Consider the following 23414-nt stretch of genomic DNA (forward strand, 5'->3'; position numbering starts at 1 on the left):
TTTTACACTCCTAAAACTTGTGAAGCACGAGTTGTGCGTTGTTCTATACGTTTTTCAAATGAACCTTTAATAACCCGATCCACATATATCCCAGGGGTATGAATTTCATCGGGATCTAATTGCCCTGCTTCAACAATTTCTTCAACTTCAACAACCGTAACTGTGCCAGCTGTTGCAACTAAAGGATTAAAATTACGTGCTGTTTTTCGATAAACTAAATTACCATATGTATCAGCTTTCCAAGCTTTAACAATGGCAAAATCACCTTTAATCGACTCTTCTAAGATGTAAGTTTTACCATTAAAGTTACGTTCTTCTTTTCCTTGTGCAACTGGAGTTCCATAACCCGTTGCGGTGAAAAAGGCAGGAATACCGGCACCACCGGCACGCATTTTTTCGGCTAATGTACCTTGAGGTGTCAATTCAACATCCAGTTCACCAGACATCATTTGTCGCTCAAACTCTGCATTTTCACCAACATAAGACGCAATGATCTTTTTGATTTGTCGTTTTGCTAGCAGCAACCCTAAACCAAAGTCATCAACACCACAGTTATTCGACACAAGCGTTAACCCCTTAGTACCTTTTTTTTGTATTTCCTTAATTAAATTCTCTGGTATACCGCATAAGCCAAAGCCACCAGCTAAAACGGTCATACCGTCTTCAAGTCCTTCAAGCGCTTGAGAATACGTAATTACTACTTTATTAAATCCAGCCATTGTTTAAGTCCAAATTAAGAATGTGTTTATTAGTTTGACAACAAAGCAAGATATAGTTAATTTTATAATTATGTTTTATTAATTAGTTTTTCTTATAAATGAATATAAAACAATTGAAGGCATTTACGCAGGTGGCTTCCAGCCTAAGTTTTGTAGAAGCCGCAGCTAAATTACACTTATCGCAACCCGCGCTTAGTTTAAGTATCAAAAATTTAGAAGAGAGCTTGGGCGGTAAATTATTAACTCGCACAACACGTACATTAGTACTCACCCAAGAAGGTAAAGCATTTTTACCTGTCGCTAAAAACTTATTAAACCAAATAGACGCAGCAGAACGAGAGATGAAAAAGCGATTTGCACTGGATCTTGGGCATACATCTATCGCAGCCATGCCCTCTTTTGCCAGTTCAATTTTGCCAAAAATAATTAAGCGTTTTCATACAAAGTACCCAAACATAAAACTCTCAGTGGACGATGTGTTATCTGATACGGTTATTGACTTGGTAAATGCTGACTTGGTGGAACTCGGTATTTCATTTGAGCCTAAACATAATGGTGACTTAGTATTTCATCCGCTGTATAACGATCAATTTATTGTGGTTTTACCTAAATTTCATCCGCTTGCTAAGTGCCATAGTATTAGTTGGTCGGAGCTACTAAAGTTTGAGTTAATTACTCTGCAAAGTCCCTCTTCTGTCAGAGGGCTAATTGAAGACACTCTCTCGCAGCATAACATTGCACTCAACCCTGCATTTGATGCGCACCAGTTAGCGACTGTTATAAGGATGGTGAGTAATAATTTAGGAGTGGCTGTTGTACCTGCACTTTGCAAAGAGCAAGCATTAGAAGCAGGCGTAATATGCAGAGAAATAAATTCCCCTATTATTGCAAGACGTGTAGGCGTTATTTCTAAACCTATCACGTCTTTATCTATCGCGGCTAAATCAATGCTTGAAACAATTAAGCTCTATTCATTGGAGTTAAGAGATTGAATTTAGGCCCATTGAATGTTCAAACAGGTGCCTTATTTGTATCATCACACTTTAAATCTCTTGCACCTTTACTTTTTAGTGCAGCGACCAGCGATGCAATTGCACAACAAATAGCAATTAGCACAAGCACAGCACTCAAAGAGTCCAATGTTTTTTGAAGTAAAGTTACAACAATAGGTGCTGTAAACTGACCTAAAAAGAACATACCCGTCCACATCCCAGTTCCTTTACCACGTACATTTTCAGGGAGTAGCTTTAATACCCATGTTAAAGTCGTTGGTAATAAAGAGCCAAAACCCAAGCAACCAATAAAAATAGCTATTGATGAAATTACAATTGAAGAAGACACTGCTGTTGCAAAGTAACCAAAGGCACTTAAACCAAAACCAACACATAATAAAAGTGGCCCTGAGATATGCTTAATTTTTCCGTAACAAAATGCACCTAATGCAACACCTATATTTGCTAAAGCTCCTATTCCGCCAATAATAGCAGGCGTCACTGCCTGACTAATCGACAGTACTTCACCTAGTTTTACAATCATAGAATAAAAAATAATACCAACAAATAGTGTTATAAATAATAGAGGCAGTACTTTTTTTACAGGGAATCCCGTGAGTTGTTTGTCCTCATTTGCTCTTACTTTAGGTTCAAATAAGTTTAAAGCAACCAGCAAAGCAACAGGCAAGGCAAGTAAGTATAAAACAAATGGGCCTCTTGAACCCAATACTTCACCCAACATACCGCCAAGTGCAATGAGAAAAATAGCACTTAAGCTCACTGACGCTATTTGTATAGAAATCCATTTTTGTCTTTCTTTTCCTATGAAGTAGTCAGCAATTAATGCGGTAGCAATTGTCATAATAACCGCTTCTGTAATACCTAAAAAAATACGAGATACTATTATATGAGATAAACTTTCCAAGAAATAAGGTAATACCCCAACAGCGCTGTATATTAACAGAGCAAAAATAAGGAGCGACTTCCTGCCAAACTTATCAGAAAGAGAACCCGCAATTGGAGAGAATACAGCAACACAGAGTGCAGGAATAGTCATAGCAATAGGCACTAAAACCTCATAACCACTAATATGCTTAAACTCTTCAAGTAACATAGGCAGCACAGGAACAAGGGAGATGACTGCCATAACAGGCATAATAGCCGCTAAAATTAAAATAATACCGTGTTTAGTAGAAGCCACAGTGGGCGAGATAGTATTCATAAAAACTTCCTTTAATTATTGTGTGTTTTGCTTAGTGTGTTGTCGGGTCATTAAATACAAACCCGAAGGCTCCACTATGTGTTGAAAGTTTCCAATTGTAGAATTTAATATTTAGATAGAATGTATCACGTAAATAAATAGTTAATTGCAATTACCTTTTTTATCACCTTTCCTCGCTAGAGTGCCTAGTTCTCTCATGTATCTATGAAATAGGTAACTTCAATCATAAAAATCAATTAACTTGATATGCAGTTTTTACTTTATCTTTACTTTTGCGTTGCACACACATCGCAATCTCGTCACTTGTATTAACAAGTGATTAGTAAAACGCTTTTACACACACAATTATAAGGATAGAACTATGAACAAATCGTATTTACGTTCATGTATTCTGACTGCATGTTTAGCACCTTTAGCTATTTCGGCTCAAACTGCCGAAAAAACTACAGAACCTAAAGCAGATAGTGGTATTGAGTTAATAACGGTTACAGCACTTAGAAAAACAGAAAGTTTACAAGATGTGGCTGTACCTATTGATGCCGCAACAGGTAAAGAACTATCACGCATCGGTGTTACCGATGCAACAGGGCTTAATAAAATATCACCTGCACTCAATGTTGTCTCTGGTGGCGGCTCTAATACTGTATTTTTTGTCAGAGGCGTTGGTAACTTTGCTGTAAATGCATACACAGATGCTGCTTTAGCATTTAACGTAGACGGTGTATTTTTAGGGCGCCCAACAGCCACAACGGCATCATTTTTAGATGTAGAACGTATAGAGGTTTTAAAGGGACCTCAGGGCACTCTTTATGGCCGAAATGCAACAGCGGGTGCGATCAATGTTATTTCAACAAAACCTGAACTTGGTGAGACATTTGGCAATATTTCTATTGGTGCTGCTAACTATGGAACAATAACAGCTTCTGGTGCTGTCAATTTACCAATAAGCGATGACTGGGCAGCTCGTTTTGCGATTGGCAAAACTAAAAATGACGGCTACAACGATGATGGTACAGCGGCAACAGATGATACCGCATTCCGCGCACGTTTATTTGGTGAGTTTTCAGAAGATGTAAACCTTACCGTCACTGCAGATTACTCAACAACAAAAGGCAATGGTAATTCACCTTCATTTGAAGGTAGTTACGGATTCCCACTCCAAGGAAGTAATAACCACCCAAAAAATATTCCAGGTTACAACTTCAATCCTGCTCCAGATAACGTATCAGCTCCTCATACAGGCCCAGGTACACCAGCTGCAGTTGAATACTACACAGGCCAAATAACCTCGCCAGCATTTACTTCTATCACTCCCCTATATGACCCTTATATAGACAACGAGTATATGGGGGTGTCGGCAGAGTTAAACGTTGCAACATCATTGGGTGATCTAACAATTATTCCGGCTTATAGAGAGAATACGGTTGACGTTTTATTTAATAATCCCGCTTTCCAAGCAGCTATTAATCAAGAAAATCACCAGCAATCTAGTTTAGAAGCTCGTTTCTCTACAACCGTAGGGGCGCTTGATTTAATTATGGGTGGCTTTTACTTTGATGAAAAAGTTGATGGTCTAGCCTCATTTAACCAATACAGCTTGCAATCAACGCAAGATATTGAAAACTCCAGTACAAAGTCAACCGCGTTTTTTGTTCATGGTAAATATCACATCTCTGATGATCTTAGACTCGTTGGTGCTGTGCGTTGGACCAAAGATAAAAAAGAATTTAAGGGACAAGCGGATGTATTTCTAAATTTATGTATTAGAGATTTACCAGCCTACCCTGGCGGACCAGAAATCCCTAATTGTGACGGTGCGCCAGTTATTCCTGTTGGTGCAACTGTTGCAGAAACAATTGCATCTATTGATCCAGCGGATTTGCCAGAAGGAGCTCCTATAGCTAATCGAGGTCCTGTTCCGTATGGCCAAATTCCGTTGTTTCCTGGTGCGCCAGATAACCTGCGTGCAAACTTGCTTTTCATTAACCAAACACAAATTGACCGTGTTCAAGAAAATGACGAAATAACGTATCGAGCAGCAATAGAATACGATATTGCTGATAGTAATTTACTCTACACTAGTTACGAAACAGGCTATCGTTCAGGAGGGTTTAGTCCAACAGCAGGTCGTGAAGAGTTTTTACCTGAGTATATAAATGCATGGACATTTGGTTCTAAAAATAGATTTTTAGATAATTATTTACAAATCAATGCTGAGGCATTTATTTGGGATTATGAAGATCAACAGGCAAGTCACTTTGGTATTGATGGTAATGGTAATTCTGCATTCTTTACTGAAAATATAGGTCAATCAAGTATTAAAGGCGTTGAAGTTGATATTCTTTATCAACTGACTGAAGCAACACGAATCAAAGGTAATATTCAATACCTAAAAAATGAGATTGAAGAGTTTAGTTACCTTCAAAAAACGCCAGACGAAGCTGTAAATGTTGTGACTGGTTGTGACACAACGGTAATAAGCATGACTGATGGGGAGCCCACATATAATGTCAACTGTTCAGGTAAGGAAGGCAGAAACTCGCCATCACTTTCTTTAACTGCAAGTATTAACCATTACTTAGAGTTTAATAATGGTTATTCGGCATCGGTGTCTTTTGATGCTCGTTACCGCGACGAACGTTGGGTTGGCTTTGACTTCTTACCATCACAGCGTGCTGAAGATGTTATTACCTTAGACACTTCTATGCAATTATTTTCAGCAAATGATAAGTGGTCAATTCTCGCATATGTGAGAAACATAACTGACGAAGAGATAAAAGCAACATCACAGTTATTTGCTAATGGTGGCAACACCATGGTATCAACCTATGAAAAACCAAGAACATACGGCATTACATTTAAATATGACTTCTATTAAGAGAGCACACACAATGAAAAAAAGTAGTATTTTATTTAATTTATTTCTATCTATAGGCTGTTTAGCATTTACGTTTAACGGTAACGCAAGCGAAACAAAAAATGAGTGGATAACTCTAGGTACGATGGCAGGCCCTATTCCTAATGCAAAACACTCTCAACCAGCTAATGCGATGCTTGTTAATGGTAATACCTATTTAGTAGATGCGGGTGATGGAACTGCAGGGCAATTAGCAAAAGCAGGACTTAATATAAAGGATGTGGATGCTATATTTTTAAGTCACCTTCACTTTGATCACACAGGTGGTTTGCCTGCAATTATTAGCTTAAGGTGGCAAACAAGTGCTAATAATGAGCTTGTTATATATGGCCCGCCAGGTACTCAGCAAACCGTTGATGGTATTTTTAAATACATGACTTACGGTGCATTAGGTCATTATGGTGTTCCTGGTCAAGTTCCAGCTCCTGCAAATAACAATATTAAAGTAATTGAGGTTCAAGATGGCTCAGATATTAAATTTGATGACTTTACCCTAAATGTAATTAGAAACACTCATTATAGCTGGCCAAAAGGCAGTGACGAATGGAACAAGTTTCAAGCTTTATCGTTTAAGTTTACACTGGATGATGGTTATACTGCTGTTTACACTGGTGACACGGGCCCTAGTAAGGCCGTAGAAAAACTCGCAAACGGCGTTGATTTATTAGTTAGTGAGATGATGGATATTGATCATACCGTTAATCAAATTAAGAAAACGAATCCTCGTATGCCAGAGAAAAAATTTAAAGGTATTCATAGGCACCTTTCAAAGCATCACTTATCTCCTCAGCAGGTCGGTGAGCTGGCTAAAGCAGCAGACGTAAAAAAACTCGTCATTACTCATATGGCGCCAGGGTTAGATACTTCAGAGGAAATCGACTTTTATACCAAGCAAGTGCAAGGTGAATACAAAGGGACGATATCAATAGCTCAAGATTTGAATCGGTATGAATTAAAGCACTGACCTAATTATATAAAACTATAAGTCGCCTATTAAGGCGACTTTTTTATAAGTTTTGTGCAGTAGAAATTACTTTTTCTCTTAACCACCGGTGTATAGGGTCGTTATTAAGTGTAGGGTGCCACATCATTGATTCAACTAAAAGGGGTGTATCAAAGGGAAATGAAACGACCTTTAAACCATGCTTTTGTGCGTGTATATTGGCAAACTTTTTGGGTAAAATAGCTACGCGTTGAGTCCCCTTCAAAGTATAAATCATAGTAGAAAAGTCATTTGTAATAATATCAACTTTTCGACTTCCTCCCATCGTCTCCGTTAACCATGTTTCAATACTTAAATGACTTGTTCGTGCAAAACCTACCGACACATGCCCCATACTGCCAACTTGTTCAGCTGAAATTACTTCACCAGCAACTAACTTGTTATCCATATCGACTACACATGCAAGTTCATCAACCATAAGTAATGAACTAGGGTAACCATCAAGCATTACCGATTCCGGTGCTATAAATAAATCGGCTCCTCCTTTGGTAAGTATATTAACTTCATGCGAAAACGGCGATAAAAACTCAAACGTCAATAATGGAGCTAACGTAGCAAGCTCGGTTAAAATACTAGAAAACAGAACTTGAATAACATAATCCGATGCAACAATTTTGAAATGACGTTCACTTTTTAATGGATCATTAAATCGCTTACCAATAATCCCGCCTCTAATGGTTGTCAGTACTTCAGTAATTGGTACTTGAACTTCAAGCGCAAAAGGGGTCGGTTGCATAGTTTTACCAACTTGCACCAACAAGTCATCCTCGAAAAAGGCACGTGCTCTACCCAAAATACTGCTCATAGCAGACTGCGATAAATGCAGTCTCTTAGCGCTTTTGGTTATGTTTTTTTCTTCTAGTAAAACATCTAATGCAACCAGTAAATTTAAATCTAAATGCTCAAATCTCATAACATTGGCCCACTGCTGATTTTTAAATTTTGATTATTTTTAAGTATTAAAATTATTGATACAACCTATCTAAACATTCAATTTCATCAATTGCAAATGAAGTATTAATATGACTTAAACCAAAGTTTAACAACATCTGCGGACACACAATGAAATTTGCAACAATTAATAATTCAAAACCAGATGGTCAGCTTGTATTAGTCTCAAAGGATCTAACTGACTACGTAGACATTAGCGACCTAGCCGGCACGCTCCAAGAGGCACTAGATTTATGGCCTGCTATACAAGATAAGCTTTTACTTCGCTACGAGGCACTTAACGCACTTGAGCTAACAGGCATTAATAAAGTGTGTAACACTCAATTAATGGCCCCTTTACCACGTAGTTGGCAATGGTTAGACGGTTCACTTTTTTTAAATCATGGCGTGTTGATGCAGCAAGCATTTCATCTGGACCCAATCGAAGATGCTGATATTTATCCACTTGTTTATCAAGGTGCTGGCGATAGCTTTCTTAGCGCTAATGATAAAATTGCAGCTCCAAGTAACGAAGTTGGTCTTGATTTTGAGGGCGAATTTGGCGTGATGGTCGGTGACATCCCAATGGGGAGTAGTCCAGAGTTTGCACTTGAGAAAATACGTCTAATAGTCATGCTTAACGACATCAGCTATCGCGCACTCGGGCCAAGAGAAATGAAAACAGGTTTTGGCTTTGTACAAGCTAAAGGCGCTACCAGCTTCGCACCATTTGCTATTACCCCTGATGAGCTTGGTGAAAACTGGCGTAATGGTCGTATTTCACTGCCACTAGAAGTTTACCGTAACGACAAATGGTTTGGTGCGCCTGATGGCACAGAGATGTTTTTTGGTTTTCATGAATTAATTGCCCATGTCGCTAAAACTCGCCCTATTAAAGCGGGCACCGTGTTTGGCTCAGGTACTGTTTCTAACGCAGATATTAGTAAAGGACAAGCCTGTATCTCAGAGCTACGTGCTAAGGAAATGATTGCCACAGGCAAACCACAAACAGACTTTTTACAATCTGGCGAAACAGTTCATATGCGAGTACTAGATTCGCAGGGCAAGTCAATATTTGGAGATATAAAACAAGAAGCCATAATGGAGAATACACATGTTTAATCCATCACAATACACATTAATCGATTTATCGGTAACGCTTGAGAATAACCCCTATACCGATCCACCGCCATTATTACCAAAAATCGAGTATACCGACCACCAACAAGGTTGGCCAGAAATGTCATCAATGTTCCCTGGTTTAAAAAAAGATCAACTCCCAGGGAATGAATCGTGGGCGGCTGAACGTTTAGAGATCACCACTCATAGTGGCACTCACATGGACGCACCATGGCACTATGCCTCTACCACAGATGGTGGAAAACCAGCCTTTGGTATTGATGAGTTGCCCTTGGAGTGGTGTTTTCAACGCGGTGTTAAATTAGATTTTAGAGATTTCCCTGATGGTTATGTAATTACTGCCCTAGACGTTGAAAAAGAGCTAGCCCGAATTAATCACACCTTATCGCCGTTAGACATCGTTTTAGTCAATACCCGTGCAGGCTCTGTTTACGGTGAGCCTGGTTACCTTGATGCTGGTGTTGGTATGGGCCGCGAAGCCACCTTGTATCTTTTAGAGCGCGGTATAAAAGTTGTGGGTACCGACGCTTGGAGCTGGGATGCTCCTTTTAAATTCACTAAACAACGTTTCGAAGAAAGCGGCGACCCATCAATCATTTGGGAAGGCCATAAAGCGGGTCGCGACATTGGTTATGGGCAAATGGAAAAGCTAGCAAACTTAGCATCACTACCAAGTAGTGGTTTTTTAGTTTCATGTTTTCCTTACAAAATTAAACATGCCTCAGCAGGTTTTGTCAGAGCTGTCGCATTTCTAGAAAAGTAGTTGAGCACAACACATTAATTTATTAAGAGGTTATTATGTTTAAGTATTTCCCGACGAATTATGTATGGAATTTATCAGTAAATTTAGCTATCGAAATGGGCGCTCGCATTGGCGAAATCGAAGAAATGTGTGGCCCTTTACAAGAGGCTGCAAAATCACCAGATAAAGAAGGCGTTCAAGCATTTAGAGACACGTGGGCTAAAATGGCCGATAAACTATGTGGTCTTGCTGAAGAAGATCTAGAACGTGGCAGACTACTTTCTGCAGGGTACAAATTTAATCGCGCTGCAACCTACCTTATAACCTGTGAACGCATTCAAGCACATGGCGCCTCGGGAAGAACAGAGCTGTATAAACGTTCACTTTCGCTTTTTCAAAAATCAATCGAACTGGGTCACGAAAACTGTGAACGCGTGGAAATTCCTTATGAAGGCAAACACCTTAGTGCTCTTTATGTCAAAGCCCAAGGCGTTAAAGGCCCTGCCCCTATTCTTATACAAATAAACGGCCTAGATTCATCAAAGGAAATGAAATATCGCGTTGGTTTACCACAATGGTTAGCAGAACGTGGCGTTTCATCACTTGTTTTAGATCAACCAGGTACAGGTGAAGCGTTAAAGCTACAAGACTTCCATGCTCGTTTTGACACTGAGCATTGGGCAAGTGTTGTTGTTGATTGGTTAGAACAACATGATGAAGTAGATAGCAAGCTAATTGGCATGGAAGGTGTCTCTTTAGGTGGCTATTACTGCCCTCGTGCGGTAGCGAATGAACCGAGACTTGCCCTAGGCTGTGTATGGGGTGCAAACCACGATTGGCGTGACGTTCAAAAACGTCGCTTAGAAAAAGAAGGTGACTTCCCCGTACCTCATTACTGGGCACATGTGCAATGGGTTTGGGGTGCAAAAAATATGGATGATTTCATGGAAATTGCTGAAAACGTCCACCTTGATGGTCAAATTGAAAAAATTAAAGTGCCATTTTTAGTCACTCACGGCGCTAAAGATTCGCAAATTCCACTTAAATGGGCCGAGCGCACCTTTGAGCAACTAGTCAATAGCCCTAAGCGTGAGCTAAAAATCTTTACAGAACGAGAAGGTGGTGTACAGCACTCTAGCTTCGACAACAGTTCAAACGCGGGTCAGTACATAGCTGATTGGGTAGCTGAAACATTTAACGAATTAAAAAAACAATAAGGATCACACCATGAATATTATTGGCCCCGATACGCTTGTTTTTGGTGTTGAAGACACCGAGAGTTGTAAGCAGTTCGCACTAGATTATGGCTTAACACAAAAAACTGAAACACGATTTGTTGCTCTTGATGGCACAGGTATTGAGATTAAAAAAGCAGATGACAGCTCATTACCGAATCCTCTTGCTACTGGTTCAATGCTGCGTAAAACAATTTACGGTGTAAAAGATCAGCATACAATAGATGCTTTAAAAACAGAGCTTGAAAAAGACCGAACAGTAACAACTTTAGACGATGGCAGTATCGAATCTGTTGACGATTTAGGGTTTGTTATTGGTTTTCAAGTGACCATACGGCAATCGCTCGAGAATCTACCAGCAGAAAAAGTCAACGCGCCAGGGTGTGAAAACAACCGTGCTGTAAACAATATTGGTATTAATACAGACTTCAAGGCAAAGCCTCGTAGCCTTTCTCATGTTGTGTATTTTGTACCGGATGCCGTTAAAGCTGAAGCTTTTTACGCACAGCGTTTAGGCTTCATTACAACGGATCGTTTTACCCATGTAGGTCCTTTTATGCGCCCTGCCGGTACCAACGATCACCACACATTATTTTTTATAAATACCCCGCCACACATGCAAGGTATTGAGCATTTCACTTTTCATATGAGCGGACCAACAGAAGTTTCTCAGGCAGGTACTGCCTTAGTTAATAAAGGCTATCAAAGCTTTTGGGGGCCAGGTCGTCATATATTCGGATCAAACTGGTTTTGGTACTTCAAAAGTCCGTTTGGCTGCAACATTGAATATGATGCTGATATGGATTTACACGATGATGAATGGACTGCACGAGAAGCAATGCCGGGTGCTGATAATTCGCAAGCTTTCTTGCTGCAGTACCGCGAAAAGTGGGCACCAATGGGCCCACCTCCCGGTAAACCAGAGTAATCATGAGTAAAGTATTTATCGCCTATAAAAGCGATATTACAGAGGGTCAAGCTAAAGGCTTTGACCCTCTTAATCAAGGGCGCGACAGCCTCTTTATAGTTCATAAAAATGGGGAGTATTATGGCTATAAAGATATCTGTCCTCACTACGGTGATACCACATTACCTTGGAAAAAAGATAAATACTTAGATTCAAAAAGTGATCAAATAGTCTGTGCTGCTCACGGCGCTTTATTCGAAATTAGCACTGGTATTTGCACACAAGGGCCATGTAAAAATCAGGCCTTAACAAACATTGAATTAGATATTCACCAACACAATGAAATTTGGGTGGATATAACAACAATAAAGGAGTTCTAAAATGAACCCGTGTATTTCTAATGTATTAATAATTGGTGGTGGCTTCTCTGGTATGTCGGCAGCCATCGAACTTGAGAAAAAAAATATTGCTGTCGATTTGGTCGAAATTGACCCTAACTGGCGAGCAGAAGGGGCTGGGATCAGTTTAGGCGGAGCCACCATTCGAGCTTTTCAACAACTTGGAATTTTAGAAGAGTTTTTAGCAAAAGGCAGTGCCCATGAAGGGCTAGATATATATGCCCCGCATGGTTTGCACCTTGCCCATATACCAACGCCATTAATGGCTGATGCTAATATTCCAAAAGCGGGCGCTATAATGCGACCAGCACTTGCACAAATTTTGGCAAATAAAACGAAACAAACCAATGCCAATGTTAGGCTTGGCTGTACATTTTCATCTATAGAACAAGACGAAAATGGGGCAACAGTCACCTTTACCGATGGCACGACAAAAACATATGACCTAATCATTGGTGCTGATGGCTTGTACTCAAAAGTACGACAAATCATATTCCCTGAAGCTGAAAAGCCTAAATTTGTAGGCCAAGGTGTATGGCGAGCCGTACTGCCTCGCCTTGAAGGCATTGATAACACGGTAATGTGGGTAGGCGAACATATTAAAGTAGGGGTTAACCCTATGTCGAAAAACGAAATGTATATGTTTGTTACTGAAGATAAAATTGAAAATAATTATATTGAACCAAAAGACTTTTTACCTTTATTAAAAGCACTTGTAGCCAAATTTCCGGCTCCTGTAGTACAAGAGATACATGCTCATCTAAATGAAAACTCTAAAATTGATTACCGACCACTTGAGGGGCTATTAGTTAAAGAAGCATGGCATAAAAACCGAATCGTACTTATTGGCGATGCAGTACATGCAACGACACCTCATTTAGCGTCGGGTGCATGTATAGGTATTGAAGACGCTATTGTACTGGCTGATGAACTAACTAAGCATGCTCAGTTAGAACACGCACTAACCGCTTTTAAAGAGCGCCGTTGGGAGCGTTGTAAGCTTGTTGTTGAAAACTCAGGTCGACTTGCTCAAATTGAAATAGAAGGAGGCGACAAAGCTGAGCACTCTGCAATTATGCGCGACTCCCATATTGCTTTAGCTAAAGCAATATAACTGACCCGATTTTAGGTTAACTAGGTTGTTAATACCCCTTCGCTGAAAATGAGTGACAGCGAGGGGGTATTATTTATATTATCCCAACTAATTATAAAAATAACGGACGCCTTGCCATATCAAATGCAGGGATAAAAAGCTCAAGATAAGTCGTAATACCTTTTTAAAATTAGATGTGGGAATCTTATTTAATACATGTAAACCTATAAACGTTCCGAACACACCACTAATAACCATACAAAAAATTAAAGGCAGCCAATTAAAAAATGCAAATCCAACAACGCTAAAAACCGCCGCTTTTAATACATGCTGAAGTGCCATACAGCTTGAAAATGTTGCCGTAAATTTTAATTTTTCATACTCTTTTGTATACAAATAACTGCTTACAATTGGGCCGCTAGCGCCAACAAATACAGAGAGAAAGGCAGTACTCAACCCTGCAATAAGGCGCACGCTTGGTGATGTGCCACTAAATTTGGGCTTTGGGCCCCACAACAAATAAAAAATAAATATTGCCAACACAATTTTCATCGGCTCAAGTGCTATTTGTGTTGCTACAGTAGTCGATAGCACAGCACCAAACAGCCCCCCTACTGAAAAATAAGCCAACATATCTAGGTCAATGTATCTATACGTTGCTATTGCACGAGTCGCATTAGAGCCTAACTGAACAAGGCCATGAACAGGAATAACAATGGACATAGGCAGCATTGAGGCCATTGTAAGAAGTAGTAATAACCCGCCTCCTGCACCAAATGCGGCGGTAATAAATGATCCAAAAAAAGCGGATGCAATTAAAATCCCCGCATAAAGCGGGGTGAGTAAATCATTTAGTAATAAGCTCAAAACGAAAAACCTTAATTGCTACATTTAAAACTCTTCGGTGTCTATTTCCGCTTGAGTTGCTTCAGGATAACGCGGACCACTAACTGAGAACGGTGAGAATAAAGCTGATAGTTGCGTTAACTGCTCTGCTGACAGTACAATTTTTTCAGCACTTACATTATCGGCTAAATGTGTATTATTCTGTGTGCCAGGGATAACATGAACATGCTCACCTTGATGAAGCACCCAGGCTAAACACAATTGAGCCAGTGTTAAATTTGTGCTTTGTGCGATAGATTTTAATGCACTTAACAATTGCTTGTTTTTGCTAAAATGAGGTTCATTAAAGCGTGGCATACCACGTCTAATATCACCTTCAACTAGTACCTCTAGACTGGTAACCTGCTCAGTTAAGAAGCCTCTCGCTAATGGTGAAAATGCAATAAAAGCAGCCCCTATATGCTTACATGTTTCGAGGACTGCAATTTCAGGATTACGCGTCCATAACGAATACTCTGTTTGCACTGCTGCAATAGAATGAACATTATTTGCTCGCATTATAGACTCAGCTGATACCTCAGATAAGCCAATTGCTTTAATTTTTCCTTCACCAACTAAGCGCGAGAGCTCGCCAACACTCTCCTCAATCGGCACAGATTTATCCATACGATGTAAGTAATATAAATCTAGAACTTCTGTATTTAGACTAGTTAAAGACGCCTCTATTGTTGATCGAAGCGTTTGTGGACGCCCATCAATAACACGCTTGCCATTAACGCCCGCCATACCACATTTGCTCGCCAAAAAAATTTTATCTCGGTGTGGAGCTAAAGCTTTACCTAGTAGGGCTTCATTTTTACCAAATCCATACAAAGCGGCAGTATCAAAATGCTCAACACCTAAATCAATCGCTGCGTGTAATAAATTAATTGCAGCTTCATCTGAGGGAGGACTTCCATAGGCATGGCTCAAGTTCATACAGCCCAACCCAATTGGATTAACGCTATGACCATTAATTTTACGCTTATTCATACGCCCTCCTTTCCGATTAATTATTGATTATTTAATTGCTGCTCTAAGTCGTGAAGCACCCGATAACAATCAAGTACCTGCTCCACACTTGAATTAGGCTCGCGACCTTCTTTTATAGCAGTAAAAAACTCTCTATCTTGCAGCTCAATACCATTCATTGATACATCAACAGCGGAGACATCAATCGCATTTTCTTTGCCATCCACTAAATCATCATAGCGTGCTATGTATGTTCCTGTGTCACCAATATAGCGGAAAAATGTTCCTAAAGGCCCATCATTGTTAAACGATAATGATAAGGTACAAATTGCACCATTTTCAGCTAGTAATTGAATAGACATATCTAAAGCAATACCAAGCTCTGGGTGAATTGGTCCCTGAATAGCATTCGCTTTAACCACTTTAGCGCCTGCTTGATAAGCAAATAAATCAACAGTGTGCGCAGCGTGGTGCCATAAAAGGTGATCAGTCCACGACCGGGCCTCGCCTTTAGCATTGATATTTTTACGACGGAAAAAGTACGTTTGTACATCCATTTGCTGAATATTAAACTCTTTAGCCGAAATTTTATTATTAACCCATTGATGTGATGGATTAAAGCGCCGAGTATGCCCAACCATACAGGTCAGCCCCGTGCGCTTTTGTACCTCAACTACTTTTAATGAATCTTCCCAGCTATCTGCTAATGGGATTTCAACTTGCACATGCTTACCCGCTTCCATACATTGGATAGATTGCGCAGCGTGTTGCTGAGTAGGTGTACATAAAATAACTGCATCTGCGTCAATTTTAAGCGCATCATTTAAGCTTGTAAAAACCTGTGGAATGCCATACTCATCAGCCACTTTTTGAGTTTTTTCTAGCGTACGACCAACAAGTGCTACCACTTCAACACCGTCGATATTTTTAATACCGTCAAGGTGCTTAATTCCAAATGCGCCTGGTCCAACAACAATTACTTTCATAAAATTTCTCCAGGTTATTTATTTTCTAAAACAAGATGACCAACAGCAGTATTAGATGCGGGTACATGATAATGACGCTTCTTTAATTCAACCTCATCATTGAGCGCACCACGCATTACGAGCCACATAATAAGCTCAATGCCTTCAGAGCCAGCTAGGTTAATGTATTCAAGATGTGGTTTTAGGGCTAAGTTTTCAGCATCATCAACAATGTCATCTAAAAAAGCATTATCAAATTCTTTATTAATTAAACCTGCGCGCGGTCCCTGTAATTGATGGCTCATGCCGCCCGTCCCCCAAATTTGTACATTCAGGTCTTCATCAAAACTTTCTACAGCTTTACGTAACGATTTACCTAAATTGTAACAACGCTGCCCAGATGGGGTTGGATAAAGCACTACATTTACTGCAATAGGAATAACTTTACACGGCCAATTTTCAGGCTGACCAAACATCAGTGATAACGGGACCGTTAAGCCATGATCAACATCTAAAGTATTGACGACAGTTAAGTCAAAATCGTCTTGAATAACAGATTGAGCAATATGTGAAGCAAATTCAGGATAGCCTTTTACATTTGGCACAGGACGTGGCCCCCATCCTTCATCGGCTGGCTTAAACTCTTCACCCGTTGCAATCGCAAAGGTAGGAACTAAATTAGAGTCAAACGCGGTTGCATGATCGTTATATACTAATAATACAACGTCTGGTTTTTGCTTTTTTATCCACTCTTTAGCGTAATCATAACCCTCAAATAATGGTTTCCAATACTCATTATCTGTTATGCCATTATCAATAGCAGCCCCAATAGCCGGAACATGTGATGTAGCAACACCTGCATTTATTTTGGCCATGATTAACTTCCTTTCTTTAATGTATTACTGCTGTCGGGTGCACGACCCCCTGATAGCATCATTTGCGCGTATTCATCTTGTGTCATCCCCGTCATCGTTGATGCTGCGGCTTGAAAACTAATACCGTCGCTAGAAAATATTTTTGCAAGAAAATAAATATTGCCGCCTAGGCTCATCATTCTGTTGTAATCACGTGCTATAACCGCTTCTTTTTGTGCTTCGCTCATTGGCCACTCATCAAGGTAGACTTTCTCACCTGCTTTAAATTTCTTCCGATTTGGCGCTTTCATCAACGACATGCAAAATTGATTTAAGTGAAAACCTAAACGCGCCATATCGGCGTCAAATATAATGGTACCTGGCACCTCTTTGTAAGGTTTATTAATAGCCATATGTATTCCTTATTTCGACCAATACAAACGCATTGGATTATCAATTAATAACTTTTTCTGTAATTCAGCAGTAGGTGCAAAAAGTGGAATCATGTCCACTAATTTACCATCGTCGGGCATGTGGCTTTTCATATTTGGGTGCGGCCAATCAGTGCCCCATAAAACACGATCAGGAAAACTTTCCACGACTTTACGCGCAAAAGGAACAACGTCTTGGTAGCCTTTATCAGGACCATCAGCAGAGATCCGTTCAGGGCAACTTACTTTAGACCACACATTTTCATTCTCACGCATAAACTGTAAAAACAACGCAAAGTCTTCGCCTTCAACAGATTTAGTAACATCTGGGCGCCCCATATGGTCAACGACTAATGTCGTTGGTAAACTAGTGAAAAAATCATAAAGCTCGGGTAAATCTTGGCTTTCAAAATAAATAACAATGTGCCAATCACGTTTAACTATTCGTTCTGCAATGCGTTTTAACGAGTCAAATGGCAAAGCATCAACTAACCGCTTAACAAAATTAAAGCGTACACCTCTAACACCTGCAGCATGCAATTTATCAAGCTCAGCTTCGCTAATATCCTCTTTAATAGTTGCAACACCACGTGCTAAACCATTTGATGCTAAAAGCGCATCTACCATCGCATTGTTGTCAGCTCCATGACAGGTTGCTTGCACTATCACATTTCGACTAAACCCTAAGTAGTCGCGTAAATCCCAGAGCTGCTGTTTTGATGCATCGCATGGTGTGTATTTACGTTCGGGTGCAAAACCAAACTCATTGCCAGGACCAAACACATGACAATGCGTATCAACAGCCCCTTTCGGTAACTCAAAGCTAGGTTGTGATGGCGATTGATGCCAATGAAGCCAATCGGCATCCATTACAAATTGACTCATAAACCCAACCCTTTTAGTTTGGCGTCTAAACGTGGGTATACGCGACGCGCATTTTCTTCAAATATCGCTTTTTTGTCCGCTGCCGATATTTCTAATGTGTCAATGTAACGTTTAGTATCATCAAAATAGTGTCCTGTTTGCGGATCAATACCGCGCACGGCACCAATCATTTCAGAGCCAAATAAAATGTTTTTAGTATCAATAACGTCTACTAATAAATCAATCCCCGGTTGGTGATAAACGCAGGTATCAAAATACACATTTTTCATTACGTGCTCATTTAAAGGTGGCTGCTTCATCATATCAGCCAATCCACGATAACGCCCCCAATGATAAGGCACCGCTCCACCACCATGGGGTATAATAAACCGTAAATCAGGAAACTCTTTAAACAAGTCACCTTGTAAAAATTGCATGAATGCGGTGGTATCAGCATTCATATAATGCGCGCCCGTCGCATGAAAATTTGGATTACATGAGCCCGATACATGGATCATTGCAGGAACATCGAGCTCAACCATTTTTTCATAAAGTGGAAACCAACTCGGATCGGTTAACGGAGCTGAAGTCCAATGACCACCAGAAGGGTCAGGGTTTAAATTACAACCAACAAATCCTAATTCATTAACACAGCGCTCTAGCTCAGCAACTGAATTTTCAATTGGTACTCCCGGCGATTGTGGTAATTGGCACACTCCTATAAAACGCGTAGGGTATAAGTCAACAACTCGCGCTATTAAATCGTTACAGGCTGAGGTCCATTGTTTTGATACCTCCTCATTACCTACGTGATGAGCCATAGCCGATGCACGAGGTGAAAAAATAGTCATATCTAAGCCGCGTTCATCAAGTAATTTTAACTGATTTTTTTCAATACTTTCGCGAATTTCATCGTCCGAAATATAGGGAACGCCTGGAAGGGCTCTTCCCTCTTCAAATGCTTTAATTTGCGCTGCTCTAAAAAGCTGTAATGACTCTGGCGCTGTTGTGTAATGTCCGTGGCAGTCTATTATCATTGTGTGTCTCCTGCTGAGAGTATTATTGAAACTATCTTTTAGTAGTCGATCAAGCCATTGCTGAGCCGACCATTAATAAGCGCGCGGTTCTTAACAGCGCAGAACGATGTATTTTATAAGTGCTCAGTTGAGCGATACCTGATACCTGCATTTCAACAGTAAACTGACCCGTTGGATGCTCAACAACGATATCAAACTCCCCATCAATAAAGTTTTGGTTAGCATGCCTATAGGCTACTGTACCTTTTAAAACACATGCACTTGCTACGCTCACACTGCCTAACACCCCAATAGCCTCATGAACACGGTGGGGTATAAATGTTCGAGTGTTAATTACCCCACCATTTTTTGCAGGGCTTACTAAAGACATTTTTGGAATCGTTTTATTAGTTACATCCCCTAAATTCATCATCTTAGCCGCGATTAAACGAATAGCTTCAATCTTTTGCTTTAAATCGGTATTATCTTCGAGTGTATTAGGCGACTCATCACCCACTAAACCAAACTCGCTAGCATCTAAAATAACCACCGGCATGCCGTTATCAATACAGGTTATTGAATACCCATTAATTTCATCTATGGCATTACCCGTAGGAAAAAGTGCACCACAATTGGCACCCGCTATATCTAGAAAGTCGAGCGTGATAGGCGCTGCTGAACCTGGTACACCGTCGATTACGGCATCCCCTTTATAGCTTACTTTGCCATTAGGAGTTTGAACGCGTGCAACAGCTGAGGCTGCAGTATTTAGCATATGAATTCGTACATCGGTTGTTTTTTCTTTTGCATTCACTAAGCCCTGCTCAATTGCAAATGGCGCAACACCGGCGAGTAAATTGCCACAATTTTGTGTATCACTCACCACCGCTTTATCAACTACAACTTGTAAAAAAAGGTAATCCACATCAGTATTTGCTCGCATTGATTTTTCAACAATAGCCACTTTACTGGTGAGAGGATGCGCACCACCTAAACCATCAATTTGCCTTGTGTCAGGCGACCCCATTATGTGTAACAGTAATTCATCGCGCTTTGAGGAATCACTCGGAAGATCACTGGCTAAAAAATAAAGCCCTTTAGAGGTACCACCGCGCATAATTGAGCAAGGAATAGCCGCGTGCATTTACTTATCCTCACTTTGCTTTATATAAGTTAAGCCTTTAGCTGCTAAACGCTCGCGCATAGCATATATATCCAAACCTAACTCACCCGAAGCTAAACGCTTTCGCTTGTCTTCTTCGTTAGCAACACGTTTCAGGACTTTTTCATGAACCTCTTCACCACGACTTTGTTCAACAACAACAACGCCATCATCATCAGCAACAATGATGTCTCCAGGTTTTATATAAGCCCCTGCGCACACAACTGGCACATTGACATTTGCAATGGTTTCTTTAACTGTACCTTGCGCATAAACATCTTTAGACCAAACCGGGAAGCCCATTTCAGTCAGTGTTGCGATATCGCGTACGCCACCATCAATAATTAAACCTTTAACGCCTCGCGCTTGTAATGAAGTTGCCAACAAGTCACCAAAAAAACCGTCAATACACCCGCTCGTAGGTGTAACAACAAGTACATCACCTGGCTGACATTGCTCTACAGCTACATGAATCATCCAGTTGTCGCCAGGAGCCACTTCACATGTTACTGCACTGCCAGCAATACGAGCAGAGCGATAAATAGGCTTCATATAGCTGGCTAATAAGCCAACGCGACCTTGTGCCTCATGTACCGTTGCAACTTCAGTATTTTGGTATTTTTCTAATATCTCTTTATTAGGGCGCGCTATATCTGTAATACACACAGGCATACTATTTACCTTATTTATAATTAAACGCTATTGATGCAATGAGTATATTGAAGTCAGCTATATAAAGAACTTTAAAAAGCTGTCAAAGGACATTAGTTTTTTCTATAGTGGTAGTAATCAAATATTAATGTGTGAGTTAAATAAAAATGAATTTTAACAATAGACATTTGTTAAGCGCCTTGTATATAAGGAACTTAATGTCGTTAAGCAAGGCAGCTAATACTGTTCACTTAACCCAGTCGGCACTCACCCAAGGCATTAAAAAACTTGAAAACGAACTTAATCAAGTCCTATTTATTCGGACCCACTCGGGGATGACACCGACGCCAAGCGGTATATTTTTTCTAAATCGGGTTGAACGTGCATTTGAGTATTTGGATGAATTTTCGAGGGTTATTTTTAATAATAAACATAAGCAAGATGCCTTTAATCGCTCTGTCACTTCAAAGCAATTAGTAGCACTCATACACTTAGTACAAATGAAAAACTACACCGCTGCAGCCAATAAACTTAATTTGTCGCAACCCACCTTACACCGCAGCATCAAAGATTTAGAGCAACTATGTAAAAAGGACCTCGCGGTACGTTCACCCGTGGGTATTGAACCTACTTGGACGGCAAACTTGCTAAATCGTTTTGCAAAGCTGTTTTTCTCTGAATTACGCCAAGGTATTTATGAAATGAGGGAGTTTAATGGACAAATGGATGGTGCTCTAAAAGTAGGTAGCTTACCATTGGCACGCTCAGCTATTGTGCCATTGAGTATTATTGCTTTAAATAATGAATTTCCTGATGCCCAGCTAAGTATTATAGATGGTCCATACCAAGAGCAGCTAGCTAACTTACTTCATGGTGAAATTGACATCATTGTCGGTGCATTACGCATCCCTGCTCAACATAATGATATTGAACAAATTCCATTATTTAAAGATCAACTTTGTGTTGTAGTAAATGCTCAACACCCTTTGGCAAGCCGCCAAACAATATCAACAAAAGAGCTCCAGCAACTTGATTGGGTAGCACCTAACAAAAGCACACCCGCGTGGCAGGTTTTTAGTAACATATTTGTTAGCCGAGGTTTACCACCACCAAGCCATGTAATAGAGTGCAGCTCGCAAGTTGCTGCGCGCGGTATTTTATTAAACAGTTCTCGAGCGGCCTTGTTACCAGCCAAGCAAGTTGAAATAGAAGTACAAACAGGAATATTAGCTATCTGCCCGATGACACTGCCCGATACTGACCGTAGTATAGGACTGACGATACGAAAAGACTGGCAGCCTACCCAAATGCAATCGCGTTTTTTAACAATAATTAAAAACAATACGCGCATGCTTTAATCGAGCTAGTTAATATTCGACTGTTGCTTGAATAATGTTGGGGTTGTATTAGTGGCTAACTTAAAAAAACGGCAAAAATACGCGCTACCTTTAAATCCTAAATGAAGCGCTATTTCGTCGATTGTTTGTGTAGTATAGATTAAACGTCGCTTTGCCTCAGTGATCAGACGTTGATGAGCAATTGCTTTGGGAGAATCATTTAATAAACTTTTACAAATACGGTTTAACTTTGAAGTAGATATATGTAGCTTCTCAGCGTAGTCAGGAATAGTCATATGTGAGGTATAATTTAGCTCAATTAAGCTTCTAAAATTAACGACTATTTCTGTTTCTCGACTGCGGGCGTTACTTGCCAAAAGAGTAGTGTTTTTTTGCCTAAAAATATTTAATAATATCAATTTTAGCAATTGCTCAACGGCAATAGGCGCACCTAATTCATTATAATTAATTTCATACATTAGCAGCTCTATGTAGTGCTTTAAATGCACTAAACGTGCTGCATTTTCAAACTCAACCGTTAATGGCTTTAATAACAATTGATTCAGGCTAGTCTCACCATAATTGCTTACTAAAAAACTGTCGTCTATTGAAATTACAAAGCCTTGTGTGCGTGGTTTAAAATGAAAGCCATGTACAACACCAGCCGGAATAATTACCCCCCAATCCCCATTCAGTTGATACTCTCTTTCATCTAACCTCGCAGCCCAAGAGTTATTAAAAACAATTACAATTTGAACTAACTTATTATGACGATGTGGTGATATCTCCCATTTAAGCTCACTGCTTCGATAAGCTATATCTTCAACATGAACAGCACCTGGCTCTTGGCGAATAAACGGCTCTCCGTATAGGTCATAAAATGGAATTTTTTTATTCATGTGCACGTGTACTCAAATTAACTTTGACTCAAAAGTACAACAGATGACATCAATTGTGAATGGTTTAAACATTAACTAAT

Annotated in this window: 23 protein-coding genes; 10 read left to right on the top strand and 13 right to left on the bottom strand. The window is 40.0% G+C overall.

Translation table 11 applies throughout. The features are described from left to right. Positions 1-2: 2 nt before the first annotated feature. Positions 3-719: a CoA transferase subunit A gene (locus tag H5090_RS11490; RefSeq protein WP_182695752.1), complete on the bottom strand. Its 717-nt coding sequence runs from the start codon at positions 717-719 to the stop codon at positions 3-5. 98 nt (positions 720-817) lie between these two features. On the opposite strand from H5090_RS11490, the gene H5090_RS11495 reads away from it, so the two are divergent. Beyond that, positions 818-1711 (top strand): LysR family transcriptional regulator, encoded by an 894-nt coding sequence (locus H5090_RS11495; RefSeq protein ID WP_182695753.1) that lies wholly within the window; start codon positions 818-820, stop codon positions 1709-1711. A gap of 19 nt (positions 1712-1730) precedes the next feature. Here H5090_RS11495 and H5090_RS11500 read toward each other — a convergent pair whose 3' ends face one another. Continuing rightward, positions 1731-2933, bottom strand: a complete 1203-nt coding sequence (locus H5090_RS11500) for an MFS transporter (protein WP_154902995.1) — start codon at positions 2931-2933, stop codon at positions 1731-1733. A gap of 361 nt (positions 2934-3294) precedes the next feature. On the opposite strand from H5090_RS11500, the gene H5090_RS11505 reads away from it, so the two are divergent. Then, on the top strand, positions 3295-5811 hold the full coding sequence (locus H5090_RS11505; protein WP_154902994.1) for a TonB-dependent receptor: 2517 nt from the start codon (positions 3295-3297) through the stop codon (positions 5809-5811). Between the two features lie 13 nt (positions 5812-5824). Beyond that, positions 5825-6814 carry an MBL fold metallo-hydrolase gene (locus tag H5090_RS11510; RefSeq protein WP_182695754.1) on the top strand — a complete coding sequence of 330 codons (990 nt, stop codon included), beginning with the start codon at positions 5825-5827 and terminating at the stop codon, positions 6812-6814. Between the two features lie 43 nt (positions 6815-6857). On the opposite strand, the gene H5090_RS11515 is transcribed toward H5090_RS11510, so the two are convergent. Further along, the gene (locus H5090_RS11515; RefSeq protein WP_182695755.1) at positions 6858-7766 is read right to left on the bottom strand and encodes a LysR family transcriptional regulator; all 909 of its coding nucleotides are present in this window, start codon (positions 7764-7766) and stop codon (positions 6858-6860) included. A 149-nt stretch (positions 7767-7915) separates the two neighbouring features. On the opposite strand from H5090_RS11515, the gene H5090_RS11520 reads away from it, so the two are divergent. The 6 genes from H5090_RS11520 to H5090_RS11545 are packed head-to-tail and all read left to right on the top strand — an operon-like array spanning position 7916 to position 13319. Beyond that, a complete protein-coding gene (locus H5090_RS11520; RefSeq protein WP_182695756.1) occupies positions 7916-8905 on the top strand; it encodes a fumarylacetoacetate hydrolase family protein in 990 nt (329 codons plus the stop codon). Continuing rightward, positions 8898-9686, top strand: coding sequence for a cyclase family protein (locus tag H5090_RS11525; protein ID WP_182695757.1), 789 nt, complete (start codon positions 8898-8900; stop codon positions 9684-9686). The genes H5090_RS11520 and H5090_RS11525 overlap by 8 nt, the downstream gene beginning before the upstream one ends. A gap of 35 nt (positions 9687-9721) precedes the next feature. Continuing rightward, positions 9722-10882 (top strand): S9 family peptidase, encoded by a 1161-nt coding sequence (locus tag H5090_RS11530; protein ID WP_182695758.1) that lies wholly within the window; start codon positions 9722-9724, stop codon positions 10880-10882. A gap of 10 nt (positions 10883-10892) precedes the next feature. Continuing rightward, on the top strand, positions 10893-11828 hold the full coding sequence (locus H5090_RS11535) for a VOC family protein (protein ID WP_154902988.1): 936 nt from the start codon (positions 10893-10895) through the stop codon (positions 11826-11828). Positions 11829-11830: 2 nt separating this feature from the next. Further along, positions 11831-12187, top strand: a complete 357-nt coding sequence (locus tag H5090_RS11540) for a Rieske (2Fe-2S) protein (RefSeq protein WP_182695759.1) — start codon at positions 11831-11833, stop codon at positions 12185-12187. A gap of 1 nt (position 12188) precedes the next feature. After that, a complete protein-coding gene (locus tag H5090_RS11545) occupies positions 12189-13319 on the top strand; it encodes an FAD-dependent oxidoreductase (protein WP_182695760.1) in 1131 nt (376 codons plus the stop codon). A gap of 87 nt (positions 13320-13406) precedes the next feature. Here the strand turns inward: H5090_RS11545 and H5090_RS11550 are convergent, their stop codons facing one another. Genes H5090_RS11550 through H5090_RS11590 form a run of 9 tightly spaced genes read right to left on the bottom strand, consistent with a single transcriptional unit; the run spans position 13407 to position 21119 of the window. Beyond that, positions 13407-14165: a sulfite exporter TauE/SafE family protein gene (locus tag H5090_RS11550; RefSeq protein ID WP_182695761.1), complete on the bottom strand. Its 759-nt coding sequence runs from the start codon at positions 14163-14165 to the stop codon at positions 13407-13409. A gap of 24 nt (positions 14166-14189) precedes the next feature. Next, a complete protein-coding gene (locus H5090_RS11555) occupies positions 14190-15176 on the bottom strand; it encodes an aldo/keto reductase (protein ID WP_182695762.1) in 987 nt (328 codons plus the stop codon). A 20-nt stretch (positions 15177-15196) separates the two neighbouring features. After that, the gene (locus tag H5090_RS11560) at positions 15197-16141 is read right to left on the bottom strand and encodes a Gfo/Idh/MocA family oxidoreductase (protein ID WP_182695763.1); all 945 of its coding nucleotides are present in this window, start codon (positions 16139-16141) and stop codon (positions 15197-15199) included. A gap of 14 nt (positions 16142-16155) precedes the next feature. Continuing rightward, positions 16156-16995 carry a class III extradiol dioxygenase subunit beta gene (locus H5090_RS11565; RefSeq protein ID WP_154903788.1) on the bottom strand — a complete coding sequence of 280 codons (840 nt, stop codon included), beginning with the start codon at positions 16993-16995 and terminating at the stop codon, positions 16156-16158. 2 nt (positions 16996-16997) lie between these two features. Beyond that, complete coding sequence (ligA, locus tag H5090_RS11570; protein WP_154903787.1) at positions 16998-17387, bottom strand: protocatechuate 4,5-dioxygenase subunit alpha; 390 nt, start codon at positions 17385-17387, stop codon at positions 16998-17000. 9 nt (positions 17388-17396) lie between these two features. Next, complete coding sequence (locus tag H5090_RS11575; RefSeq protein WP_182695764.1) at positions 17397-18290, bottom strand: amidohydrolase family protein; 894 nt, start codon at positions 18288-18290, stop codon at positions 17397-17399. Next, positions 18287-19306, bottom strand: a complete 1020-nt coding sequence (locus H5090_RS11580; protein ID WP_182695765.1) for an amidohydrolase family protein — start codon at positions 19304-19306, stop codon at positions 18287-18289. Before H5090_RS11580 ends, H5090_RS11575 begins: the two co-directional genes overlap by 4 nt. A gap of 49 nt (positions 19307-19355) precedes the next feature. Further along, positions 19356-20429, bottom strand: coding sequence for a 4-oxalomesaconate tautomerase (locus tag H5090_RS11585; protein ID WP_182681161.1), 1074 nt, complete (start codon positions 20427-20429; stop codon positions 19356-19358). Beyond that, complete coding sequence (locus tag H5090_RS11590; protein WP_182695766.1) at positions 20430-21119, bottom strand: 4-carboxy-4-hydroxy-2-oxoadipate aldolase/oxaloacetate decarboxylase; 690 nt, start codon at positions 21117-21119, stop codon at positions 20430-20432. It abuts the gene before it with no gap. 197 nt (positions 21120-21316) lie between these two features. Here H5090_RS11590 and H5090_RS11595 point away from each other — a divergent pair, with 197 nt between their 5' ends. Further along, positions 21317-22456 (top strand): LysR family transcriptional regulator, encoded by a 1140-nt coding sequence (locus tag H5090_RS11595; protein WP_259395096.1) that lies wholly within the window; start codon positions 21317-21319, stop codon positions 22454-22456. A 5-nt stretch (positions 22457-22461) separates the two neighbouring features. Here the strand turns inward: H5090_RS11595 and H5090_RS11600 are convergent, their stop codons facing one another. Further along, positions 22462-23334: a helix-turn-helix domain-containing protein gene (locus H5090_RS11600; RefSeq protein ID WP_182695767.1), complete on the bottom strand. Its 873-nt coding sequence runs from the start codon at positions 23332-23334 to the stop codon at positions 22462-22464. Positions 23335-23414 lie beyond the last annotated feature (80 nt).

Source organism: Pseudoalteromonas sp. SR43-5 (genome assembly GCF_014163835.1).
GTDB classification, from domain to species: domain Bacteria; phylum Pseudomonadota; class Gammaproteobacteria; order Enterobacterales; family Alteromonadaceae; genus Pseudoalteromonas; species Pseudoalteromonas distincta.